This window comes from Mycobacterium sp. Dal123C01 (genome assembly GCF_052566995.1).
This window is the reverse complement of record NZ_CP199580.1, coordinates 3,948,780-3,972,441: the sequence shown is the minus strand read 5'-3', so window position 1 is coordinate 3,972,441 and position 23,662 is coordinate 3,948,780. Positions and strand designations below refer to the sequence as shown.

The following is a 23,662-nucleotide window of genomic DNA, read 5'->3' as shown; positions in this document are numbered from 1 at the left end:
ATCAGCCGGGCGTCCGGCGTTAGCCGCCAGAGCTTTTCGCAGGGGATCAGGTGATGTCGGTGGCGGTCATACCGATCACGGTGCGGCCGTCGTCGAGTTCGATGTTGGTTAAGGCCATGGCCGCGGGCAGCGTCGCCAGGAAGCGTCCCAGGCCGGCTTCGGAGATCCGGAACAACTCGCCCGGGCAGGCCTCGGTCGTCGTCAACGTGTCGACGAACCGGGCGCCGAGTTGTTCGAGCCGCCAGTGCTCCGGTTGTCCGCGTAAATAGACACCGAATACCGCCAGGTCGACGCCGGCTCGGGTCAACAGCGTGGAGGAGGTGCCGGTTAATCGTGCGCCGATGTCGGCGGCGATCTGGTCGTGGAATGCCGGGACGACGATCGTCACTCCGAACGGAGTGCCCGCCGGCGTCGGGGCGACGGGAACGGCGACCGCGGCCATGTCGAGCAGATTGCAGAAGTTGGTGTAGGTGCCCATCCGGCGGTTGGTCGCCACGGGGTCGGTTCGTATCTCGCTCAACGTGGGATGTTCGGTGGTGGTGGGCAGCAGCAAGGCATCGAAACCCTCGAGCAGGCAAGCGGTATCGGCCCGTGCGCGTGTCAAAGCGTCCAGGTCGGCGGCGAAGGCGGGGCCAGTGACCGCGCGGGCCGCGGTGATGATCGACGCCACCACGGGATCGGCGCTTGCCGGTGCGCTGTCAAGGAATTCACCGACTGCCGCGTATCTTTCGGCGACGAGTGCGCCGTCATAGAGCAGCAAGGCCGCGTCCAGCAGGACGGAGATGTCGATCGGTTCGACGCTCAGCCCGGCGTCGGTGGCGACACGCATCGACTGCTCGAAGGCGTCGCGGTAGCCGGGGCTCAGCGCGGTGAGGTTTTCGGCTGCCGGGATCGCCAGCCGTGGCGCGGTGGGCGCCGCCAGGCGAACGTCGGCGGGCCAGGAGCGGCTGCGGGGGTCGCGGGAGTCCGGGCCGGCCATCACCGCGACTGCTGCGGCGGCCAGGTTGAGGTCCGCGGCCAGCACGCCGACGGCGTCGTAGCTGGCGCAGGCCGGGACGACCCCGTGGGTGGGGATGATCCCGAGAGTGGGTTTGATGCCGACGAGACCGTTGAGTGCGGCGGGGAGCCGAACCGATCCCGCCGTGTCGGTGCCGATGCCGATGTCGGCGATGCCCAGCGCGACGGCGACGGCCGAACCGGAACTGGACCCTCCGGCGACCAGATGTGGATGGCGCGAATTGCGCACGGCGCCATAGGGACTACGGGTACCGGTCGAACCACAGCCGAATTGGTCGAGGTTCGTTTTGCCGAGGACGACGGCCCCCGCATCGCGGAGTCGCTCGATCGCGACCGCAGTGGTTGCCGGCTGGTAGGCAAACTCACGGCACCCCGCGGTGGTCGGTAGGCCCGCGACGTCGATGTTGTCCTTGACGGCGACTAACAGCCCTGCCAGGGGCAAGCGCTCTCCCGCGGCGACTCGTTGTTCGACCGCCGCGGCGTCGCCGAGCACGTCGGCCTGATCGCGCAACGTGATCCAGACTTCAGGCCGGTCGGCTTGCACGATTTTCAGATACGCCGCGGTCACGCGTGCGGTGGGCGACAGCTGCGTGTCGATGATCATTTGGCGGACGGCCTCACAACACGTGGGGCGCAATGAGCACCGCAGCGCCGGACACCGCGAAACCGATCAGGAACGCGATCACCGTAAAGCCCATCACCTGGCGCACATTGAGCTTCGCGATCGCGAGCACCGGCAATAACCAAAACGGCTGAACCATATTCGCGACGCCCTCACCGACCGCGACCGACATCGAGATCAGCCCAAGGTAAGCCGGCGAGTGTTGGCCGATGGCCAGCGCTGAGCCGACCGCGATCGGACCCTGCACCGCCCAGTGCCCGCCACCGGACGGTACGAACAGTGAGATGAGGACCGAGCCGACGAACGTCAGGAACGGCAGCGTGAACTGATCTGCGCCCCGCACCAGCGCCTCGGCGAGAACCGTCTGCAGCGCTCGGCCTGACCCCGCCGGCAGGTAACCCAACAGACCGGCGATACCGCCGTACAAGGGATATTGCAGTAGTAATGGGCCGGACACCTTCGCCGCCCCAGAAAACGCGCGGATGAAGCGAATCGGCGTGCCGTGCAGCAACGCGCTGGTGACGGTGAACAACATGATCATCGACGAGATGTTCAGCGCAAACCCGCTCAGCACGAAATACGTTATGCCCGCGGCGAAGACAAGGACATTGAGGATCCACAGATTCTCCAGCCGCTCGGCGAATGTCCGCGGGCCCTCCGGCACATCCGGTTCGGGTTCCTCGTCGAACACCGCGGGATCGGGCTCGAGACTCTCGCTGGGCGCCATCCGCCAGATCGTGACGGCGAGCAGAGCCACCACGACGATGACGGCGATCCAGTTGTACGGCTGGAAGATCGTGAACCTCAGCGGCACGATCGTTCCGGTCATCTTGTGAATCACGTTGATGGGACTGGTGGTATCGGTGTTGGCGAGCGCAATCGATGACGACAGGCCCTGCGTCCAGACGAGATAGCCCATAAACCCGGTGGCGACGAGATAGCCGAAATGCACACCGGTAAGCCGTTTTGCGACCTGGCGCGCGACCAGCGCACCGGCCACCAGACCCAGGCCCCAGTTCAACAACGAGAAGACGGTGCTGACGCCGAAGCACAGCAACGCTCCCTGAACCTGGTTCGTCGGCTTACTCGCGACCCGGATGATGGCCCGTTTCAAGACGGGCGCCTCGGCCAGTGTGTAACCGGTCACCAGAATGAGCACCATCTGGAATGCGAAGGTGAAGATGTTCTGCGATCCCCATACGCCGCCGTACCACGCTTTGAGAACGCCGGCGGGCGTCGCACCCCGGACGAGCAGCGCAGCGAGGGCGACCACGACGAGGGTGAGGATGATCGCGAACAAAAACGGGTCTGGCATCAAACGTTCGACGTACCGGACGCACAGCATGGTGAAGCGCTGCATGACGCCGCGACGTTCGACGTGCCCGCTTTGTTTGGTCGTCATTGCCCGCCTTACCGCGACGCTGCGCCCGCGTTGTGATCCCGTTGAATCGAGGAAACCCATAGGTAACCTGGATTGGTTTCGCGCAGGTGTCTTTAAATGAACTCGTAGACAAAGACAACGATGATTGCCACGGCCAGCAGAATCAAGCCGGCCACGATGACGGCGCGAACAAGGCGGGACTGGCGGGTAAACCAGTGGTGCATCTGGGCGAAGCGCCAGTCGGTCCAGGCGTAGGCGCGCGCAGCCCAGTCGGCTTCGACCGCCAGCAGGCGAAATGCGACCAGCAGCGCCGGGATGCCGAACTCAGGGAGCAACACAGTCAGCGGAATGGAAGCGATGAGCAGCACGCCGCCCAGGACGGCAACGCCCACCCGAACCGGCATCGCTCTGGCCCGACCCCGCTCGCGGTAGGCGAGCACCCGGGTCAGTGCGTCGTCGCGGGTCACGGGGCGGTGGTCGGGAGAGTCCACGGTTGCTCCTCTACGCCCCTGCGGCGATGTCGGCTCGGACTCTAGCCGATGGCTCGCACCGAAGGACCGTATCGCGGCGCACCTAGAATGCGGACATGGATTCTGGTTCCCGACAGGACTCCGTAGCTCCAAAAGGCCTGCTACGAATAGAGGATTGTCTGGACGCCGACGGCAACATTTCGCTGCCGCCGGGCACGACCCTGATCTCTCTGATCGAGCGCAACGTCGCAAACGTCGGTGATTCCGTGGCGTATCGCTACCTGGACTACGCCCGCTCCGAAGGACAGGCTCTCGAAGTGACCTGGGCCCAGTTGGGGGTCCGATTGCAAGCCGTCGCTGCCAATGTCCAGCAGTTCGCGGGCGACGGTGACCGGGTGGCGATCCTCGCGCCCCAAGGTATCGACTACGTTGCCGGCTTCTACGCCGCGATCAAGGCGGGAACCATCGCGGTGCCGTTGTTCGCGCCCGAACTACCGGGTCACGCCGAGCGTCTGCAGACAGCGCTGCACGATTCCGAGCCGACCGTGGTTCTCACCACCGCGGCGGCGAAGGACGCGGTGGAGAGCTTTCTGATCAACGGCACGCAACTGAGAAAGCCGCGGGTCGTCGTCATCGATGAGATCCCTGACTCGGCGGGGGAGTCGTTCGTCCCGGTGGAGGTGGACATCGACCAGGTTTCCCACTTGCAGTACACCTCGGGTTCGACCCGCCCTCCGGTCGGCGTCGAGATCACGCACCGGGCAGTCGGCACCAACCTGGTCCAGATGATTCTGTCGATCGACCTGCTGAACCGGAACACCCACGGCGTGAGCTGGCTGCCCCTCTACCACGACATGGGGCTGTCGATGATCGGCTTTCCCGCGGTGTACGGCGGGCATTCCACCCTGATGTCGCCCACCGCGTTCGTGCGCCGGCCACAGCGGTGGATTCAGGCGTTGGCCGCGGGGTCGCGCGAAGGCAACGTGGTTACCGCCGCGCCCAACTTCGCCTACGAGTGGACAGCACAGCGCGGCCTGCCCGCCGCGGGCGACGATATCGACCTCAGCAATGTCGTGCTGATCATCGGATCCGAACCGGTCAATATCGAGGCGATCGCGACGTTCAACAAAGCGTTCGCGCCTTACGGGTTACCGCGGACGGCGTTCAAGCCCTCGTACGGCATTGCGGAGGCGACGCTGATGATCGCGACGATCGAACCCAGCGCCGAAGCGACGGTCATTTACCTCGACCGAGAGCAGCTGGGCGTAGGTCGCGCGGAGCGGGTCGGCGCGGATGCCCCCAATGCCGTGGCGCAGGTGTCATGCGGCCAGATCGCTCGCAGCCTGCGGGCAGTGATCGTCAACCCGGATACGGCTGCCGAGCTACCCGACGGCGCGGTGGGCGAAGTCTGGTTGCAGGGCGACAACGTGGGCCGCGGCTACTGGGGACGCCCCGAAGAAACCGAACAGGCATTTCACGCGCAGCTGGGGTCGCGCTTGGGAGAGGACAGCCACGCCGAGGGCTCGGCGGCCGAAGGGTCGTGGCTACGGACCGGCGACTTGGGCGTGTATCTGGAGGGCGAGCTGTACATCACCGGCCGAATCGCGGATCTGGTGATCATCGGCGGGCGCAACCACTATCCGCAGGACATCGAGTCCACCGTCGCCGAGGCCTCGCGGATGGTGCGACGCGGATATGTGACGGCATTCTCGGTGCCGGACAACGGGTTGCGGGAGTGCGACACCTCCGATGCCAGCCTGGTGATCGTTGCCGAACGCGCGGCCGGCACCAGCCGCGACGATCCGCAGCCGGCGGTCGAGGCGATCAAGGCCGCGGTTTCACACCGGCATGGTCTCACCGCTTCCGACGTGCTCTTGCTGCCGGCCGGCGCTATTCCGCGCACCACCAGCGGCAAGCTGGCCCGCCTGGCCTGCCGTGCTGCATACCTCAGCGGTGAGCTGGGCGCGCACTAGCAACTCGGTCAAACGAATTCGGGGTGGCATTCTGGCCCTATGGGTCTGCTCATCCGGCTGGTGGAGTTCCTGATTCTGCTGCTCCCGCTGGTAGGCCTGGCCATCGGCGCGGTACGCGCGTTCGGTGCCCATAAGCGCCGAGCCCAGGAAACGATCGAGCCGGCGGCCGCGCCGCCCGAACCCACCGCTAGCAGTCAAGCCGCCCAATGGCGATCGGCGCGACGGATCCTCGAGGAACACACCCGGACCGACACCCGATGGCTGGAGTACGAGCTCGACTTCGCCAAGCTACTCGACTTCCCGCTGATGACCGATTTGCGCGATCCGCTCACCGTCGCCTTTCACAAATCCAAACTCCGGGCAGACTTGTTGCGGCCGGTCAAAGCCGAAGATCTCCTCGATGACCGGGAAGCCGCCGCGAAATACCAAGTCGCCGTGGAGGACTACGTGACCGCATTCAACATCGCCGAGGCGGAGGCGATACGCAGACGGCGCAACGACTTCTCCCGCGACGAACAGCAGCGGATTGCTCGCGCCCAGAGGCTGTTGAGGACCGCGTCGGACTCCGCTGCCACGCCCCGGGAACGCCAGAATGCCTATGACTTGGCCCGTAAAGAACTCGACGGCCTCATCGTGTTTCCCGCCACCACACAGGCCGGCATCGAACGTGGGATCTCCGGTGAGATTGAGGGATAGGTCCGCTTAGGCGTGTCACGATGACGAGATGACCACACCCGGCCAGCCGGCTCAACCCGATGGGGCCCTCGCGGGGTTCCCCGTCACGCCGCCACCTCTGCCGGGCCCGGTCACCTTCGAGCAGCGCTGGAGTGATCTGACGTTCGTCCACTGGCCGGTACAACCCGACAGCGTCGCGGACATGTACCCACCCGGGACGCGTCCCGACGTTTTCGCCGACGGGATGACCTACGTGGCGTTGGTCCCGTTCGCCATGACGAGCACCAAAGTTGTTACCGCGCTGCCGCTTCCGTATTTCGGCCGTTTCCTGGAGACCAACGTCCGGCTGTACTCGATCGACGACGCCGGCCGGCACGGCGTCCTCTTCCGGTCGCTGGAAACGGCTCGCCTGGCCGTCGTGCCCGTCACCCGGATCGGCCTCGGTGTCCCCTACACCTGGGCGAAGATGCGGATGGCGCGAGATGGCGAGCACATCACGTATCAGAGCGTGCGCCGGTGGCCGCGCCGCGGCCTGTGTAGCCGGCTGACCATCGCCGTCGGCGACGTGGTGAAACCGACACCGCTGGAGGTCTGGCTCACCGCCCGCTGGGGGGCACACACTCATCAGGGTGGCCGGACCTGGTGGGTGCCGAACGAGCACGGACCGTGGCCGTTGCACGGGGCGGAAATACTCGAGCTGAGCGACGAACTGGTCGACGCCAGTGCCGTGCGGCCCGCCGGCGACCGACTGCGCGCCCTCTTTTCGCCGGGTGTGCGAACCCGCTTTGGTCGCCCGTGCCCGGTGCACTGACGCGGCCGAGATCTCACGGGCAGGTGTAGCCGCCGTCGATGACGACGTCGGAACCGGTCATGTAGCTGGACGCGTCGCTGGCCAGATATAGGTATAGGCCGGTGAGTTCCTCCGGCCGGCCGATGCGCCCGAGCGGAATTTTCGGCTCCCACAGCCGGTGGTACTCCGCCATCGGTTCGACGAGTTCGGTGAGGATGTAGCCCGGGCTGACGCTGTTCACCCGGATGTTGTGCGGCGCGAGCTCCACAGCCAGCGCCTTGGTCAACTGGATGACCGCGGCCTTCGAGGTGCAGTAGTGGCCCGCCTGTTGCGGGACGTTGATGATGTGGCCGGACATCGAGGCGGTGTTGATGATGGCCCCGCCGCGGCCTTGGCCGACCATTGCCCGCGCGGCTGCCTGCGCGGTGAGGAATACGCCGGTCACATTCGTGTCCTGCATGGCCTGGAATTCCTCCGGCGACATTTCCAGCATCGCTTTCAGATTGATGATGCCGGCGTTGCAGACCGCGATGTCGATGCCACCCAACTCCGCGGTCACGTGGTTCACCATCCGGCTCACCTGATCGGGTTGGGTCACGTCACAACCGATCGGCATGACCGTGCCGCCCGTCGAGGCGAGTTCAGCGGCGACCTTTTCCAAAACCTCGAAGTGCCGCGCCGCGATGGCCACTTGCGCGCCTGCTTGCAGGTATGCCCCGGCCACTTTTTTGCCGATGCCGCTGGATGCCCCGGTCACCAGAGCCGTCCTGCCGTGCAAATCAAACAAGTCCAAAACGCTCATGCGATATCCCTACCAAGACGAGCCGCGGAAAACCGGAACACGTTCTAGTGTGTCCTGCTATGGGCAACTTCAGCAGGGCCGAAATTGAAAAAGCCGTCGCGAACTACACAACCGTGGCGGAAGGGTGCAGCGCATCGGGCGACTGGCGGCCTTTTGCAGATTTATTCACCGAGGACGTTGTCTACATCGAACATCACTACGGCGTCTTTCACGGACGCGAGGCGGTGCGGGACTGGATCGTCGCCGTGATGGCTCCGTTTCCCCACATGCGCTTCCCCAGCGACTGGACTGCCTACGACGACGACAACGACGCCGTCGTCATCATGATCAAGAATCTGCTCGACCACCCGACCGACCCGAACGGGGAGCCGTTCTGGTTCCCGAATTGGACTCGCCTGGTCTACGCCGGTAACGGCCTGTTCTCCAGCGAGGAAGACATCTACAACCCGAACCGTGATGCGCCGGGTGTGGTGGGTGCGTGGCTGCAGGCCGGCGGTCAGCTGGCGTCCAACGAGATCCTGCAGCCCAACCCCAGCTAGGCCGACGAAAGGTTCGGCTGTCGTTTCCGTCGACGTGACCGAACCGCCGAGAGCGCCTGCTCCCAGGCGATCATCGTCGTCGCCTTGAGGTTGGCCGGCTTGGCGCTGTCCCTCGATAGCAGCGCGGTGGCGGCGGCTTTCGTGGTCGCCGACGCCTTCGACATGTGGCCCGAGTCGAACGGTGGTTGCGGGTCGTATTCGAGCGCGAGCTGGATCGCCTTGGCGCGGCCTTCGCCGCCGATCTCACCGGCCAGCCAGAACGCGAGGTCAAGTCCCGCGGACACCCCCGCACTGGTGACGACGTTGTCCTGGCGCACGACGCGCTCGTCGGTGACCGGAATGGCGCCGAATCCCTTCAGCAGGGGTATCGCCAGCCAGTGCGACGTCGCCCGCCGGCCCTCGAGCAGGCCGGCCGCGGCCAGGATCACCGAGCCCGAGCACACCGACGCCGTCCAGCCAGCGGTTCGATGCGCCCCGCGCAGCCAATCCAGCAACACCTCATCACGTGCGTGCACCGGAGTCGACGGACCGCCCGGCACCAGAATGACGTCGGGCGAAGGAGTTTCGGCGAGCGAATGCGTGGCGCCGATGACCAACACACCGGAGTCCGCGGTGATCGGACCGGTTTCATGCCAGACGAATCGCACCTCGGCGTCCGGCAAGTTACGCAGCACCTCGTAGGGGCCGATCATGTCCAGCGCGGTGAATCCGGGGTAGGTCACAAACGCGATTTGAGTCATCGGTGCGGTCCTTTCTGCTGGGGCCTCAATAATCAAGCGAAGGCCTTGCGGTAATGATCTGGAGAGACGCCGATGCGGCGAATGAAGTTGCGCCGCATGGTTTCCGCGGTACCGAACCCGCAGCGAGTCGCGATCGAGACAACAGTGTCGTCAGTCTCCTCCAACTGACGGCGCGCGGCTTCGGTGCGGACACGTTCGACATAGTGGCCGGGCGCCTCGCCGACCTCGTCGCTGAACACGCGGGTGAAATGGCGCGGGCTCATCGTCGCCCGGCGGGCCAGATCACCGATGCTGTGCGGGGCGCCCGGTTCGGCCTCGATCGCCTCCTGTACCTCGCGGATGCAGGTGCGTTTGGCTCGCGGCATCCACACCGGCGCCGCGAATTGGGTCTGCCCTCCAGGGCGGCGCAAATACAGCACCATCCAGCGGGCGACTGTCTGCGCGATCTCGGTTCCGTGGTCGTCCTCGACCAGCGACAGTGCGAGGTCGATCCCCGCGGTGACACCCGCGGCCGTCCATACCGTGTCGGAACTGCGGATGAAGATCGGGTCGGGATCGACGTCGATGGCGGGGAACTCAGTGGCGAGGCGCTCCGCGAAGGCCCAGTGCGTGGTCGCGCGGTGGCCGTCCAGCAGGCCCGCCTCGGCAGCCAGGAACGCGCCCGTGCAGACAGTGACGATGCGGCGGGCGCTGCCCGCGGCGGCTTTGATCCAGGTCATCAGCTCCGCGTCGGACCGGGCGGCATCGACGCCACCGCCGCCGGGCAACACGACGGTGTCGATCTGATCGTCGGGGTCTGGGAGCGGGGCGCTCACGAACGCGAGACCGGTCGCGGTGCTGATCGGCGCGCCGTCGACTGAGGCCACGACGACGTCGTAGCCGCCGTTGGTCAGCAGCGATGCGCCGGTGAAGACGTCATGCGGCCCGACCACATCGAGCGCCTGCACGCCCGGAAAGCCGACGATAACGACCTTGCGAACCATGAACTCAGTGTTCGCCGGACGGAGCGTGTCGTCTAGGCCGGGTACCCCACGAATTAGGACATCCGGACCTGACCCCAGGCCGCTCAACCGGGCTTGGCAGACTGTGCTCATGGCACAGATAACCCTGCGGGGAAATGCGATCAACACCGTCGGCGAGCTTCCCACCGTCGGATCAAAAGCCCCAGCCTTCAATTTGACCGGCGCCGATCTGAGCGCCGTCACCAGCGACCAGTTCAGCGGTAAGTCCGTGCTGCTGAACATCTTTCCGTCCGTCGACACGCCGGTGTGCGCGACGAGCGTGCGGAAATTCAACGAGCGTGCCGCCGGAGGCGGTGCGACCGTGGTGAACGTGTCGAAGGATCTGCCGTTCGCGCAGAAGCGATTCTGCGGCGCGGAGGGGATCGAGAACGTCACCACGGCGTCGGCATTCCGTGACAGCTTCGGAGAGGACTACGGCATCACGATCACCGACGGCCCAATGGCCGGGCTGCTTGGCCGCGCCGTCGTGGTCATCGGCGCCGACGGCAACGTTGCCTACGCGCAACTGGTGCCCGAGATCGCCGAGGAGCCCGATTACGACGCAGCGCTGGCAGCGCTGGGCTGAGCTTCGGGTCATAACCCCAGCAGTCGGACCGCTTCGGCCCGCATCTCGACTTTGCGCACCTTTCCGGTGACGGTCATCGGGAACTCGTCGACGATGTGGACGTAACGGGGAATCTTGTAGTGGGCGAGTTTCCCGGCGCAGAAGGCCCCGACGGCTTCGGCGTCCAAGGGCCGACGGTCTGGCCGCATTTTGATCCAGGCGCAGACCTCTTCGCCGTACTTGGTGTCGGGAACACCGATAACCTGCACGTCATCGATGTCGGGATGGGTATGCAGGAAATCCTCGATCTCTCGGGGATACAGATTCTCACCGCCGCGGATGACGACGTCCTTGATGCGTCCGACGATCGCGCAATACCCGTCGTCTTGCATCACCGCGAGGTCACCGGTGTGCATCCAGCCGTCGTGATCGATGACCTCACGGGTTTTGTCGTCAGCGTGCCAGTAACCCAGCATCACCGAGTAGCCGCGGGTGCATAGTTCGCCCGGCTGGCCTCGCGTGACGATCGTGCCACTGCCGGTGTCGATGACTTTGATCTCGACGTGCGGATGTGCCCGGCCCACTGTGGCGGTTCGGTGCGCTAGGTCGTCGTCGATCCTGGTCTGGCAGGACACCGGGGAAGTCTCGGTCATGCCATAGGCAATGGACAGCTGCGACATGTTCAGTTCGTCGACGCACCGCCCCATCACCTCCACCGGACAGGAGGCGCCTGCCATGATCCCGGTCCGCAATGACGACACGTCGCGGCCGGCCAGGTCGGGATGACCGAGTATCGCGATGAACATCGTGGGCACACCGTAGAGGCCGGTGCAGCGCTCCTTTTCGATGGCTTCCAGCGTCGCGGCGGGATCGAAACCGGCCGCCGGAATCACCATGGTGGCGGCGTGGGTGGTGCAGCCCAAATTGCCCATCACCATGCCGAAACAGTGGTAGAAGGGCACGGGGATACACAGGCGGTCCCCGGGTCGAAGCGCGATGCATTCGGTGACGAAGAACCCGTTGTTGAGGATGTTCCGGTGCGACAGAACGGCCCCCTTTGGGGAACCCGTTGTGCCCGAGGTGTATTGGATGTTGATCGGGTCTGACGGATTCAGTGTGGCCAGCCGGCAACGCAATTCGTCAGCGGTTACCTCATCGGCGCGCTGCCGCAGTCGCTCCCAGTCACTGGTGCCCAGGAACACGACATCGACCAATCCGGGGACCTCGGGACGTACTTCCTGGATCATTCGGCGATAGTCGGAGGTCTTGAAGGTCGTCGCCGACACCAGCAGCTCGGTGTCCGAATCGCGCAGCACGTGCGATAACTCGTGAGTGCGATACGCGGGATTGACCGAGACGAGGACCGCGCCGATCTTGGCCGTGGCGTACTGCAGGATGGTCCATTCCGGGCAGTTGGGTGACCAAATTCCGACCCTGCCCCCGCGCTGGATGCCGATGGCCATCAATGCGCGCGCGACACAGTCGATCTCGGTGTTGAGTTCGGAGTACGTCCACCGTCGGCCGCCGGCCACATCAACAAGCGCCTCGATGTCCGGGTATGCCAGCGTGGTGCGCTCGAAGTTCGCCCCGATCGTCTCATTCAGCAACGGCGTATCGACGGGACCCGCGTCGTAGGAATCGACGGCGCCGTCGATATTCTCTGCACCCGAGATGATCATGTCTTTCCTGCGGTCGACGACCTAAATGTAGCCGTTGGGCACGGATTCCTACAGGCCCGCACGGTTGGCGAGCAGCGCCCGGTGGCGGGCGCTGCTGCCGAACAGCGCCTCGGCGGTCTTGGCCCGGCGGAAGTACAAATGCAGATTGTGCTCCCAGGTAAAGGCGATGCCGCCGTGGACTTGGATGGCGGTGCCGGCGCACAACACATAAGTATCTGCGGCCTGGGCCTTGACCAACGGAGCTGCGACGTGCAGCTCCTTGCCGCTGGCGGCACTCATCGCGGCGAACATCACCGCTGCGCGAGTCGCATCGATCTCGATGAGCATCTCGGCGCAGGCGTGTTTGACCGCCTGGAATGACCCGATGGCGCGACCGAATTGCTGTCGACTGCAAGCATATTCGACTGTCAGCTCGAGACAGGCCTCCGCGCCGCCGAGCATCTCGGCGGCCAGCAGCATCCGCGCCACGTCCAGTACCCGTTGGATGTCGTCGGGGGAGCCCGCCGCCAAGGCGTCGGCCGGGGCCTGCGCCAGCTGCAGCGTGGCGACCGGACGGGTGAGGTCGAATGAGGGCAGCGGGACGACGGTGACCCCGGGAGAGTCCGCGGTCACGACGTGCAGGCTCACCGCGGCGCCGTCGATCGAGACCGGCACCACGAAGAGATCGGCGAAGCGGCCGTGCAACACCGGCGTGCACTCGCCGGTGAGCACGACCCGACCGTCGCGCCGCTGCGCCCGGACCGTTGCCGTGGACGCGTCGGTCACCTGGTAACCGGTGGCCGCAAACGCTCCGATCTGCTCGCCGGAAAGCAGGCCAGGCAACAGGCTTTTGCGTTGCTCGTCATCGCCGAGCCGGAGAATCGCTTCGATCGCGAACGTCGTCGCCGCGAAAGGGACCGGGGCCAACGTCCGGCCCAGCTCGCTGAATGCGATCGCCGTCTCGACGAGAGTGGCGCCTACTCCGCCATATTCCGGTGGCGTGTGCAGTGCGGGCAGCTCCAGCTCGGTGCACAGCCGTCGCCAGAGTCTGCTGTCGTAGCCGTCGGCGGCGACTTCTCTGATGCGTGCACCACCAGCATGGTCGCGAAGGAAGCCGCGCAGCGATGCGCAGAAGTCGTCCTGTTCGGTGCTGTAACGGAAATCCATTCAGAGTTTCACCCTTGCCGAGCTTCCCAGCGTGGTTCCTTGGGGAGCCCGAGTAGTTGCTCGCCGATCACATTGCGTTGGATTTGCGAACTGCCGGCGTAGATCGTGGCTGCCCGGGCGTAGAGCAGCTCGTCCATCCAGCAGGCAGGAGAGTTCGGCGTGCCCGCTTCCGGGACCAGGCGCGCACCTCCGTTCCCCGGTCCCGACGGACCAAGCGCATCCAGTGCCAAGATTTCGGCGGCGAGTTCGGTATAGCGCCGGAAGTACTCGCTCCAGATGACTTTGGTGATCGCGGCCTCCGCGCCTGGCAGCCGCCCGTTCAGCGACAAGGTGAGGCCGCGGTAGCCCCGGTACCGCATAATCTGTATCCGGGAAAAGCACCACGCCAACCCATCTCGGATATGTGGGTCGGTATTCATTCCGCGTTCGCGGGCGAGTTCGCACAGCCGCTCGAAGTCGCGACCGAATTCGATGGCCGCGGTGGTGACTTGTGAACCGCGTTCAAAACCCAGCAGCGCCATCGCGGTCGGCCATCCGTTGCCCACCCCGCCCACGACGTTGGCCGATCCGGTGCGGGCGTCGGTGAAAAAGACCTCGCTGAACGACGAGTGTCCGGCCGCGTTGACGATCGGACGGACCTCGACGCCGGGTTGGTCCATCGGCACCAGCAAGAAAGACAGACCCTTGTGCTTGGGCACATGGGGATTGGTGCGCACCAGAACGAAGATCCAATTGGCGGTGGGACCGGCCGACGTCCAGATCTTCTGCCCGTTGATCACCCACTCATCGCCGTCGAGCACAGCCCTGGTTCGCGCCGACGCCAGATCGGAGCCGGCCTCGGGCTCCGAGAATCCCTGGCACCAACGATCTGCACCGTTAAGGATGCGTGGCAGGAAATGCTTCTTCTGCGCCTCGGACCCCAGGGCGATCAGCGTATTGCCCAATAAATCGATCCCCAGCAGGTCGTTTTCAGCCCGCGCGGGCGCGCCGGCCCGGGTGAACTCCTCGGCCAGCACTACCTGTTCGATGGCGGAGAGACCGCCCCCGCCGTATTCCGTAGGCCAGCACACGGCAACCAGGCCATGGGCCGAAAGAGCCCGCCGCCACCGCGACTCGAACGCTTCCCGCTCGGCCGGCGGCAATGCTGCGGGGCCCGACCAGCCGGCCGGGAGGTGTTCGGCCAGGAATGCGCGTATCCGGTAGCGGAATGCTTCCGCTTCGGGCGGGTAGGTGATGTCCACTGATGGCGTCCGGACTTAGGGATGTTGTTTCGTCGCGGGCAGGATCTCCGGCGCGGCGCGCCAGTCGTCAAGTCCGTACTCGACCGTTCCGTAGGACAGCTTCCCACCGGTGACTTCACCCCAGTGGGCGTGATTGAGCTGATGGATCTTGAAGCAGCCGTCCAGTGCTGTGGTGAAGCCCATGGCATCGACGGTTTGGTTCACCGACTCCTTGATGAGCAGCGCGGCCACCGTGGGAACCTTGGCGATTCGACGGGCGAATTCGATTGTGCTGGCACTTAATTCGTCCGCGGGAAACACCTTGCTGACCATCCCTAGCGAGTGCGCTTCGTCGGCGCCGATGCAGTCGCCGGTGAGCAGAAGCTCCTTTGCTTTGCGCGGGCCAAACTCCCACGGATGGCCGAAATATTCGACCCCACACATGCCGAGCCGGGTGCCTACAACGTCGGCGAAGACGGTGTCCTCACTTGCGACGATCAGGTCGCAGCACCAGGCGAGCATCAGGCCCGCCGACAGGACCGTGCCGTGGACCTGGGCGATGGTGATCTTGCGGAGATTCCGCCACCGCTTCGTATTTTCGAAGTAGTAATGCCACTCCTGACGATTGCGCGACTCCACCCCGCCAAACGTCCCTCCGTTGCATTGATAGGTGGGATGTTGGTCCGGGCCCGATGAGCGTTCACGGACATCGTCAGCGGACCCGAGGTCGTGGCCCGCGGAGAAGGCGGGACCCGCCGCCCGCAGGATCACCACCCTGACTGCGTCGTCAGCCTCGGCAAGTTCGAAGGCAGCACCCAACTCGACCAGCATTCCGCGCGTCTGCGCATTGCGTTGTTTCGGGCGATCCAGAGTGATTGCCGCGATCCGACCGTCGTCGAGCGTCTCGTATCCGATGAAGTCGAATTGCGGCACGGAACCCTCCCGGCGATCGACCGGATGGAGTCCGGTGACAAACATGGCCGCTCCTTACTGCGCGCTGAACGGGTGACCTGTGCGAGGTTACGCGGCATTCCGTCACGATGTCCATAGCCGATACGCGCCGATACGAACCCCTTCCCGGTAAATTACCAAGCAAATTGGCTCTTGTGTGCAGCGAAGTATCTTGCTAGTACTGTGGTATACCTACAGCAGCAGGCTCTACGCTCACGAGAAACACCGAAGGGTTGACCCATGGAGATCGGAATATTCCTCATGCCGGCCCATCCACCGGAGCGCTCGCTCTACGACGCCACCCAATGGGACCTCGACATCATCGAGCTGGCCGATCAACTCGGGTACGTCGAAGCGTGGGTCGGCGAACATTTCACCGTGCCCTGGGAGCCGATCTGCGCCCCCGATCTGCTGCTGGCGCAGGCGCTGTTGCGGACGAAGACCATTAAGCTCGCGCCCGGCGCGCATCTGCTGCCCTACCACCACCCGGTCGAATTAGCCCATCGGGTGGCCTATTTCGATCACCTTGCTCAGGGCCGATTCATGCTGGGCGTCGGAGCCAGTGGAATCCCCGGCGACTGGGCACTGTACGACGTGGATGGAAAGAACGGCGAGCATCGCGAGATGACTCGTGAAGCGCTGGAAATCATGTTGCGCATCTGGACCGAAGACGAACCCTGGGAACATCGCGGAAAGTACTGGAACGCCAACGGAATTGCGCCGATGTTCGAAGGCCTGATGAGGCGCCACATCAAGCCATTCCAGAAACCCCACCCGCCCATCGGCGTGACCGGATTCAGCGCCGGTTCCGAGACGCTCAAGCTGGCCGGCGAGCGCGGCTACCTGCCGATGAGTCTTGATCTCAACGCCGAATACGTCGCCACCCACTGGGACGCGGTACTGGAAGGCGCCGAGCGCAGCGGTCGGACCCCGAATCGCCGAGATTGGCGCCTGGTACGTGAGGTATTTGTGGCCGAAACCGACGAGCAAGCTTTCAGGTATGCCGTCGACGGCACGATGGGGCGCGCCATGCGTGAATACGTGCTGCCGACATTCCGCATGTTCGGCATGACCAAGTTCTACAAGCACAACCCATCGGTGCCCGACGACGACGTGACGGCGGAATACCTCGCCGAGAACACCTTTGTCGTCGGCTCGGTCGAGACGGTGGTCGACAAACTCGAGGCCACCTACGACCAGGTCGGCGGATTCGGTCATCTGCTGGTTCTCGGATTCGACTACAGCGACAACCCAGGGCCATGGAAGGAGTCGATGCGGCTGCTGGCAGAAGAAGTCATGCCCAGACTCAACGCCCGCATCGCCAAGAAACCCGTCGCGGCGATCGTCTAGCGGTCCGGACTCCTCGGAAGGGGCACCACACATGGCGGATCGTCAGGTCACCGTCGGCTACTCGGACGGAACCCACAAGACGATGCCGGTACGGCCGGACCAGTCGGTTCTGGATGCCGCCGAGGAACACGGCGTGGCCATCGTCAACGAATGCCAAAGCGGGATATGTGGCACGTGTGTGGCCACCTGTACCGCGGGGCAGTACGAGATGGGACGCACCGAGGGTCTGTCCGATGTGGAGCGAGCGGCGCGAAAGATCCTGACCTGTCAGACATACGCGGAGTCTGACTGCCAAATCGAACTGCAGTATCCGGCCGATGACAACGCAGCACTGCTGATCACCGGCGACGGTGTGGTGACCGGGGTCGACCTGGTATCACCCAGCACCGCCATCCTGCGGATTGACGTCTCGGCCATGGCAGGGGCGCTGAATTACAAAGCCGGCCAATTCGCCCAGTTGCGGGTGCCCGGCACCGACACCTGGCGCAACTACTCCTACGCGCACCCATCCGACGGTCGCAGTGAACTGGAGTTCATCATCCGGCTGCTGCCGGACGGGGTGATGTCGAATTACCTTCGCGACGGGGCGAAGCCGGGTGACCATATTGCGCTGCGGTGCAGCAAGGGCAGCTTCTACCTGCGCCCGGTCGTACGCCCGGTGATCCTGGTCGCGGGGGGCACGGGTCTGTCCGCGATCCTGGCGATGGCCGAAAGCCTCGACGCCGATACCGCTCACCCGGTCTACCTGCTTTACGGGGCGACCTCGGCGGAAGATCTGTGCAAGCTCGAGGAACTCACGGCCCTGAGGCGCCGTATTGCAGCCCTGGAGTTGCATGTCACCGTCGTGCGTCCGGACACCAAGTGGGATGGCCAGACCGGGCTCGTCACAGACTTGCTCGACGAGCGGATGCTGGCCGGCGGCGACGCCGACGTTTACCTGTGCGGTCCGGGCCCGATGGTCGAATCCACCCGAACCTGGCTGGACAACAACGGCTTCCATCGTGTCGGGCTGTACTACGAGAAGTTCGTGCCCAGTGGGGCGGCGCGACGGCGTAACCCGCTTCGCCTCGACTACGCCGCTATCGACCTCGCCGAGGTGAGCCGCCGTGGCCGCGGTACCGCGGTGGTGATCGGCGGCAGCATCGCGGGCATCGCCGCGGCCAAGGTGCTCACCGAGACGTTCGACCGGGTCATCGTGCTCGAGAAGGACGATCCGCATCGTCGTCGTGAGGGCAGGCCGGGTGCGGCACAAGGCTGGCACCTGCACCACTTGCTGACCGCCGGGCAGATCGAGTTGGAGCGCTTCTTTCCGGGCATCGTCGACGACATGGTGCGTGAGGGCGCGTTCAAGGTCGACATGGCGGCCCAGTACCGAATTCGCCTGGGCGGCACCTGGAAGAAGCCCGGCACGAGCGACATCGAGATCATCTGCGCCGGGCGGCCGCTGCTCGAATGGTGTGTGCGGCGTCGATTGGATGACGAACCGCGCATCGACTTCCGGTACGAATCCGAGGTCACCGACCTGATCTTCGACCGAGACAACAACGCCATCATCGGCGTCGCGGTGGAGGACGGTGACGGCAGTGCACTCGAGCTGGTGCCGGCCGAGTTTGTCGTGGACGCATCGGGCAAGAACACGTACGTGCCGGAGTTGTTGGACCGCATCGGTATTGGCGCTCCCGAAGTCGAGCAGGACATCATCAACTGCTTTTACTCCACCATGCAACACCGGGTTCCGCCGGAACGGCAGTGGCAGGACAAGGTCATGGTGATCTGCTACGCGTACCGCCCCTTCGAGGACACCTACGCCGCGCAGTACTACGTGGATAGCTCGCGCACCCTGCTGTCCACGTCACTGGTGGCGTACAACTGTTATTCGCCGCCGCGGACCGCGCGGGAGTTCCGCGAGTTCGCTGATCTGATGCCGTCACCGGTGGTAGGGGAGAACATCGACGGGCTCGAGCCCGCCTCTCCGATCTACAACTTCCGGTATCCGAACATGCTCTGGCTGCACTACGAGAAGAAACGTAACCTGCCACGCGCGCTGGTGGCTGTGGGCGATGCCTACACCAGCGCAGACCCGGTTTCCGGGCTGGGTATGAGCCTGGCACTCAAGGAAGTTCGGGAAATGCAACTGCTACTGGCCAAGTACGGTCCGGGACACCGGGAGCTGCCGCGCCGGTACTACCGCAAGATCTCGAAGATGGCCGGCACGGCCTGGTTTGTGATCCGCGAGCAGAACCTGCGCTTCGACTGGATGCAGGATGTCGACAAGAAGCGTCCCGTCTACTTCCGTGCGCTCACCTGGTACATGGACCGGGTGATGGAGCTGGTGCACGACGACCTGGACACCTATCGCGAATTTCTTGCGGTCGTCCACCTGGTCAAGCCGCCGTCGGCGCTGATGATGCCCAAGTTCGCGGGGCGCGTTCTGGGCAAGTGGGCGCGAACCAGGATGTCTGGACAGAAGACTCTGATAGCCCGCAACTACGAAAATCGTGAAGTACCCACCGCCGACCTCGCGGACCGGCTTGTGGCCGTTAGCAAATAAAGGAAGGCGAAGATGTCGCAGGTTCATCGGATCTTGAACTGCCGGGGCACCCGCATCCATGCCGTCGAGGACGGCGAGGGACCGTTGGTAGTGCTGCTGCACGGCTTCCCGGAGTCCTGGTACTCGTGGCGAAATCAGATTCCCGCGCTCGCCGCCGCGGGCTACCGCGTGGTGGCCATCGACCAGCGCGGCTACGGGCGATCGTCGAAGTACCGCGTGCAATCGGCTTATCGCATCAAGGAATTGGTCGGCGACGTCGTCGGGGTCATCGACGCCTACAGCGAGGAACAGGCCTCCGGAAAAGCTATCGTGATCGGTCACGACTGGGGCGCGCCGGTCGCCTGGACCTTCGCCTGGCTCCACCCGGAGAGGTGCGCCGGAGTGGTGGGCATCAGCGTTCCATTCGCCGGCCGCGGCGTAATCGGCCTGCCCGGCAGTCCTTTCGGCGAGCATCGTCCCAACGACTATCACGTCGAACTCGCGGGCGAAGGCCGCATCTGGTACCAGGACTACTTCTCCGCGCAGGATGGCATCATCGCCGAGATCGAGGAGGACGTGCGCGGGTGGCTGCTCGGGCTGACCTACACGGTCTCCGGTGAGGGAATGATCGCGGCCACCAAAGTGGCCGTCGATGCTGGCGTCGACCTGGCCTCCATGGATCCGATCGACGTGATCCGCGCCGGCCCGCTCTGCATGGCCGAAGGCGCCCGACTCAAAGACGCGTTCGTCTACCCCGAGACGATGCCAGCCTGGTTCACCGACGCCGATGTCGACTTCTACGCAGCCGAATTCGAGCGTTCCGGCTTTGGCGGCCCGTTGAGCTTCTATCACAACATCGACAACGACTGGCACGACCTCGCCGATCAGGAAGGCAAGCCGCTCACCCCACCGGCGATGTTCATCGGCGGGCAGTACGACGTCGGCACCACCTGGGGAGCCGAGGCGGTCGAACGCGCGGGTGAGGTCATGACGGACTACCGCGGCACCCATATGATCGCCGACGTCGGCCACTGGATCCAGCAGGAAGCACCCGAGGAGACCAACCGCTTCCTGCTCGATTTCCTTGCCGGACTGCATTAGTGGGTTAGGTGGAGTGTCGATGAAGACCACCGATGTGCGGGTATTACGCGCTGTTGCCGCGATGGCGGCGGGCCAAGCCGTTGTCGTCACAGGCGATTCGGACAGTGACGGCTATCTTGTCTTTGCGGCCGACACCGCAACTCCACGGCTGCTCGCTTTCATGGTTCGCCATACCTCCGGGTATGTGCGGGTCGCGCTGCCGGGTGCCGAATGCGAGCGGCTGAATCTCCCGCCCATGTGTCACCGGGATACGGCGTTGTGTGTGTCGGTCGACGTTCGCGGGACGGGCACCGGAATCTCGGCACGAGATCGCGCTCGGACCACTGCCGCACTGGCATCCGCCGCATCTGAGGCTTCGGATTTCCATCGTCCGGGACACGTGGTCCCGCTGCAGGCCGGAAGTGACGGGGTGCTTGGGCGGCCTGGGGCCGCCGAGGCGGCCGTCGACCTCGCGAGCCTTGCCGGGCGGCGGCGGGCGGCCGCGCTGTGCGAGATCGTCTCGCGGCGCAATCCCGCGCTGATGGCCCGCGGCGCTGAGCTGACCGAATTCGCCGTCGAACACGGGCTGGCCCTCGTCTCGATCGAGGAGCTTGTCGCGTATCGGCGCCGGACCGAACCCCAGGCGGTCCGGCTGACCGAAACCGTCCTGCCCACCTGGGCCGGCGATTCGCGCGTCATCGGCTTCCGCGATGTACACGATGGCGGTGAGCATCTGGCGATGATCATCGGCTCGGCCGGTGCCGGAGTGCCTGTGCCGCTTCACGTCCACGTCGAGTGCCTGACGGGGGACGTGTTCGGGTCAAAAGCGTGCCGATGCGGCGCCGAACTCAATAGCGCGCTGGCAAGGATGTCGGCTCAGGGCAGCGGCATGGTTGTCTATCTGCGTCCATCCGGACAGCCACGGGCCTGTGGCCTCTTCGCCCGGCATGACGTGTCCGGCCAAGTGTCGGAAACCGTGGCGTGGATCCTGCGTGATCTCGGGGTGTATGCCCTCAAACTCTCCGATGACATGCCAGGCTTTGGCCTTGTGATGTTCGGGGCAATTCGCGAGCACGGCATAGGTGCTCAAGCGCTGGCGGTTGCGGGTTGAACCATCCAGACCTCGCCGGTAAGGCCGCGATCGTCACCGGCGCCGGTGCCGGGATCGGTCTGGCGGTTGCGGAGCGACTCGCCGCCGAGGGCTGCAGCGTGCTGTGCGCGGACATCGACGGCGCTGCGGCCGATGCGGCCGCACGGAAAATCGGTTCTGGCGCAATCGGTTATCAGGTCGACGTCAGCGACGAGGAACAGATCATCGGCATGGTCGACGCCTGCGCCACGTCGTTCGGCGGCGTGGACAGACTCGTCGCCAATGCCGGTGTGGTTCATATGGCGTCGATCCTCGACACTCGTGTCGAGGACTTCGACCGGGTCATCGCGATCAACCTGCGGGGCGCGTGGCTGTGTACCAAACATGCGGCACCCAGGATGATCGAGCGGGGCGGGGGAGCGATCGTGAATATGTCGTCGCTCGCCGGCCATATCGCCGTCGGCGGCACTGGGGCATACGGCATGTCCAAGGCCGGCATCAGCCACCTGACCCGCATCACCGCGGCGGAATTGCGTTCGTCCAACATCCGCGCCAACGCGCTCCTACCGGCATTCGTCGACACCCCGATGCAGCAGACCGCGATGACGATGTTCGACGAGGCACTCGGACCAGGCGGCGCACGCTCGATGATCGCCCGCTTGCAGGGCCGCATGGCCGCACCGGAGGAGATGGCCAGCATCGTGGCTTTCCTGCTGTCCGACGACGCGTCGATGATCACCGGGACCACACAGATCGCCGACGGCGGCACTATCGCCGCGCTGTGGTGACGCGCCGTGACGGGCGCAATCTCGCGCGAACGGATCAGGATCGGCTGGTCAGAATGGACAGCGCGATCGCGGTGATTTCGTCGGCAACTCCGGCGTAGCGCGTGAGATGCCATGTGCGAGCGACGTCTTCAATGAAGCTGATCGCCGCCGCAACGAGCAGGCGAGCCTCGGCGACGGAAGTCGCGGGCACCACCTTGCGGATGAGCTCGATCCACACGGCCTCGCGGTCGGCCTGGTTTCTCAGGTAACCGTCGCGCACTTCGTCTGAAGCGTGTGACAGTTCGGTGACGGACACGGCAACCAGGTCCGGAGCATCCAGGCTGATCCGGACATGGCCCTCGACCAGCCCGTGCAGGCGTTGCGCCGCTTCGGAATTCGTACGTATGGCGCGGATGCACTCGAGGCTCCACCACTCATCGAGACGGCGGATGAGTGCATCCAGGATGGCCTGCTTGGACGAGAAGGAGCGATACAACCCGGGGCCCGCGATTCCGGCCCCTTTGCCGATTTCGCTGGTGCTGACGGCCGGATAACCCTGAGCACGGAACAGTCGCGCACCCGCGGCCAGCAGGGTCTCGTAGCGGGAGAACAGCACACCTTCCTCGTCGCGCACAGCGTCGAGAGGCGGCAACTCGCAAACCGGAGTTGTCCTCGCTGCGGCCATGCACGCTTGGTACAGGCGGTCTTTGAGTTCATCGGCTCCAAGCGTGAGACTGTGCCTTCCCAGGCTGGTCAGCGTGCTGGACACCGCCCACGCCCGCAGCTCCGAGTGCTGCGGACTCAGACCGGGCACCTCCAGGACGACGTTGTCGCGCATGCCGGAGACGATCGCGTTGATACGGCGCCGGACCTCCGCTCGGTCGCCCTCATTCAAGTAACGGGATTCGCGCTGCCATAGCACCGTTAAGGCGCGAGACGCGATGGCCGCTGCGATCAGATCCGGTAGATCGACGTTCAGTGGCCGCGGAGTCTGCTCCGCCTCGCCATCGGTCAGACGACGCGCACTTTGATACTGATCCTGTCCGGTGCGGATCGCCTCGGCGAGCAACGCCTGCTTGCTGTCGTAGTGGCGATACAACGCACGCGCGGTGACTCCCGCGGCTTCGGCGATGTCCTCCAACTTGACCGAATGGAAGCCACGGTCGATGAAGAGCCCAACGGCCTGTTCCAGAATCTGCTGCTTTCGGTCCTTCGGGCGGCGCCTAACGGGTTGCGCCGGGATCTTCATGGTCGCCATCGACTCGAACCCCCTT

At 64.9% G+C, this 23,662-nt stretch carries 21 protein-coding genes; 10 read left to right on the top strand and 11 right to left on the bottom strand.

What is annotated here, in order from left to right; all coding sequences use genetic code 11:
• Positions 1-46: 46 nt before the first annotated feature.
• The 3 genes from ACTXG5_RS18710 to ACTXG5_RS18700 form a co-directional block, all read right to left on the bottom strand.
• On the bottom strand, positions 47-1,621 hold the full coding sequence (locus ACTXG5_RS18710; RefSeq protein WP_445160210.1) for an allophanate hydrolase: 1,575 nt from the start codon (positions 1,619-1,621) through the stop codon (positions 47-49).
• A 13-nt stretch (positions 1,622-1,634) separates the two neighbouring features.
• Positions 1,635-3,041: a TIGR00366 family protein gene (locus ACTXG5_RS18705; protein WP_445160209.1), complete on the bottom strand. Its 1,407-nt coding sequence runs from the start codon at positions 3,039-3,041 to the stop codon at positions 1,635-1,637.
• A 92-nt stretch (positions 3,042-3,133) separates the two neighbouring features.
• The gene (locus ACTXG5_RS18700) at positions 3,134-3,511 is read right to left on the bottom strand and encodes a hypothetical protein (RefSeq protein WP_445160208.1); all 378 of its coding nucleotides are present in this window, start codon (positions 3,509-3,511) and stop codon (positions 3,134-3,136) included.
• Positions 3,512-3,606: 95 nt separating this feature from the next.
• On the opposite strand from ACTXG5_RS18700, the gene ACTXG5_RS18695 reads away from it, so the two are divergent.
• From ACTXG5_RS18695 to ACTXG5_RS18685, 3 genes are read left to right on the top strand one after another with little or no spacing between them, the layout of a single operon-like run.
• Positions 3,607-5,463 (top strand): fatty acyl-AMP ligase, encoded by a 1,857-nt coding sequence (locus tag ACTXG5_RS18695; RefSeq protein WP_445160207.1) that lies wholly within the window; start codon positions 3,607-3,609, stop codon positions 5,461-5,463.
• Positions 5,464-5,502: 39 nt separating this feature from the next.
• Positions 5,503-6,159 (top strand): hypothetical protein, encoded by a 657-nt coding sequence (locus ACTXG5_RS18690; RefSeq protein ID WP_445160206.1) that lies wholly within the window; start codon positions 5,503-5,505, stop codon positions 6,157-6,159.
• A 28-nt stretch (positions 6,160-6,187) separates the two neighbouring features.
• Positions 6,188-6,949, top strand: a complete 762-nt coding sequence (locus ACTXG5_RS18685) for a YqjF family protein (protein WP_445160205.1) — start codon at positions 6,188-6,190, stop codon at positions 6,947-6,949.
• 13 nt (positions 6,950-6,962) lie between these two features.
• Here the strand turns inward: ACTXG5_RS18685 and ACTXG5_RS18680 are convergent, their stop codons facing one another.
• On the bottom strand, positions 6,963-7,730 hold the full coding sequence (locus ACTXG5_RS18680) for an SDR family oxidoreductase (RefSeq protein WP_445160204.1): 768 nt from the start codon (positions 7,728-7,730) through the stop codon (positions 6,963-6,965).
• Positions 7,731-7,789: 59 nt separating this feature from the next.
• On the opposite strand from ACTXG5_RS18680, the gene ACTXG5_RS18675 reads away from it, so the two are divergent.
• The gene (locus tag ACTXG5_RS18675; protein WP_445160203.1) at positions 7,790-8,269 is read left to right on the top strand and encodes a nuclear transport factor 2 family protein; all 480 of its coding nucleotides are present in this window, start codon (positions 7,790-7,792) and stop codon (positions 8,267-8,269) included.
• Here ACTXG5_RS18675 and ACTXG5_RS18670 read toward each other — a convergent pair.
• Both ACTXG5_RS18670 and ACTXG5_RS18665 read right to left on the bottom strand, forming a co-directional pair.
• Positions 8,266-9,009, bottom strand: a complete 744-nt coding sequence (locus ACTXG5_RS18670; protein WP_445160202.1) for a DJ-1/PfpI family protein — start codon at positions 9,007-9,009, stop codon at positions 8,266-8,268. The two genes, ACTXG5_RS18675 and ACTXG5_RS18670, sit on opposite strands and share 4 nt — an antisense overlap.
• Positions 9,010-9,041: 32 nt before the next feature.
• The gene (locus ACTXG5_RS18665; RefSeq protein WP_445160201.1) at positions 9,042-9,992 is read right to left on the bottom strand and encodes a GlxA family transcriptional regulator; all 951 of its coding nucleotides are present in this window, start codon (positions 9,990-9,992) and stop codon (positions 9,042-9,044) included.
• Positions 9,993-10,101: 109 nt separating this feature from the next.
• On the opposite strand from ACTXG5_RS18665, the gene tpx reads away from it, so the two are divergent.
• Positions 10,102-10,596, top strand: coding sequence for a thiol peroxidase (gene tpx, locus ACTXG5_RS18660; protein ID WP_445160200.1), 495 nt, complete (start codon positions 10,102-10,104; stop codon positions 10,594-10,596).
• A gap of 8 nt (positions 10,597-10,604) precedes the next feature.
• Here the strand turns inward: tpx and ACTXG5_RS18655 are convergent, their stop codons facing one another.
• The 4 genes from ACTXG5_RS18655 to ACTXG5_RS18640 are packed head-to-tail and all read right to left on the bottom strand — an operon-like array spanning position 10,605 to position 15,598.
• Positions 10,605-12,254, bottom strand: coding sequence for an AMP-binding protein (locus tag ACTXG5_RS18655; RefSeq protein ID WP_445160199.1), 1,650 nt, complete (start codon positions 12,252-12,254; stop codon positions 10,605-10,607).
• Between the two features lie 48 nt (positions 12,255-12,302).
• The gene (locus ACTXG5_RS18650; RefSeq protein WP_445160198.1) at positions 12,303-13,400 is read right to left on the bottom strand and encodes an acyl-CoA dehydrogenase family protein; all 1,098 of its coding nucleotides are present in this window, start codon (positions 13,398-13,400) and stop codon (positions 12,303-12,305) included.
• A gap of 8 nt (positions 13,401-13,408) precedes the next feature.
• Entirely contained in the window at positions 13,409-14,641 is a 1,233-nt protein-coding gene (locus ACTXG5_RS18645) for an acyl-CoA dehydrogenase (RefSeq protein ID WP_445160197.1), read from the bottom strand.
• Positions 14,642-14,656: 15 nt separating this feature from the next.
• Complete coding sequence (locus ACTXG5_RS18640) at positions 14,657-15,598, bottom strand: enoyl-CoA hydratase (RefSeq protein WP_445160196.1); 942 nt, start codon at positions 15,596-15,598, stop codon at positions 14,657-14,659.
• A 213-nt stretch (positions 15,599-15,811) separates the two neighbouring features.
• Here ACTXG5_RS18640 and ACTXG5_RS18635 point away from each other — a divergent pair, with 213 nt between their 5' ends.
• From ACTXG5_RS18635 to ACTXG5_RS18615, 5 genes are read left to right on the top strand one after another with little or no spacing between them, the layout of a single operon-like run.
• Complete coding sequence (locus tag ACTXG5_RS18635; protein WP_445160195.1) at positions 15,812-16,921, top strand: LLM class flavin-dependent oxidoreductase; 1,110 nt, start codon at positions 15,812-15,814, stop codon at positions 16,919-16,921.
• Between the two features lie 31 nt (positions 16,922-16,952).
• A complete protein-coding gene (locus ACTXG5_RS18630) occupies positions 16,953-19,472 on the top strand; it encodes an FAD-binding oxidoreductase (RefSeq protein ID WP_445160194.1) in 2,520 nt (839 codons plus the stop codon).
• A gap of 12 nt (positions 19,473-19,484) precedes the next feature.
• A complete protein-coding gene (locus ACTXG5_RS18625) occupies positions 19,485-20,552 on the top strand; it encodes an alpha/beta fold hydrolase (protein ID WP_445160193.1) in 1,068 nt (355 codons plus the stop codon).
• A gap of 19 nt (positions 20,553-20,571) precedes the next feature.
• Positions 20,572-21,642, top strand: a complete 1,071-nt coding sequence (locus tag ACTXG5_RS18620; protein ID WP_445160192.1) for a 3,4-dihydroxy-2-butanone-4-phosphate synthase — start codon at positions 20,572-20,574, stop codon at positions 21,640-21,642.
• On the top strand, positions 21,639-22,409 hold the full coding sequence (locus tag ACTXG5_RS18615; protein WP_445160191.1) for an SDR family oxidoreductase: 771 nt from the start codon (positions 21,639-21,641) through the stop codon (positions 22,407-22,409). The genes ACTXG5_RS18620 and ACTXG5_RS18615 overlap by 4 nt, the downstream gene beginning before the upstream one ends.
• Positions 22,410-22,443: 34 nt before the next feature.
• On the opposite strand, the gene ACTXG5_RS18610 is transcribed toward ACTXG5_RS18615, so the two are convergent.
• Entirely contained in the window at positions 22,444-23,637 is a 1,194-nt protein-coding gene (locus ACTXG5_RS18610; RefSeq protein WP_445164491.1) for a TetR/AcrR family transcriptional regulator, read from the bottom strand.
• Positions 23,638-23,662 lie beyond the last annotated feature (25 nt).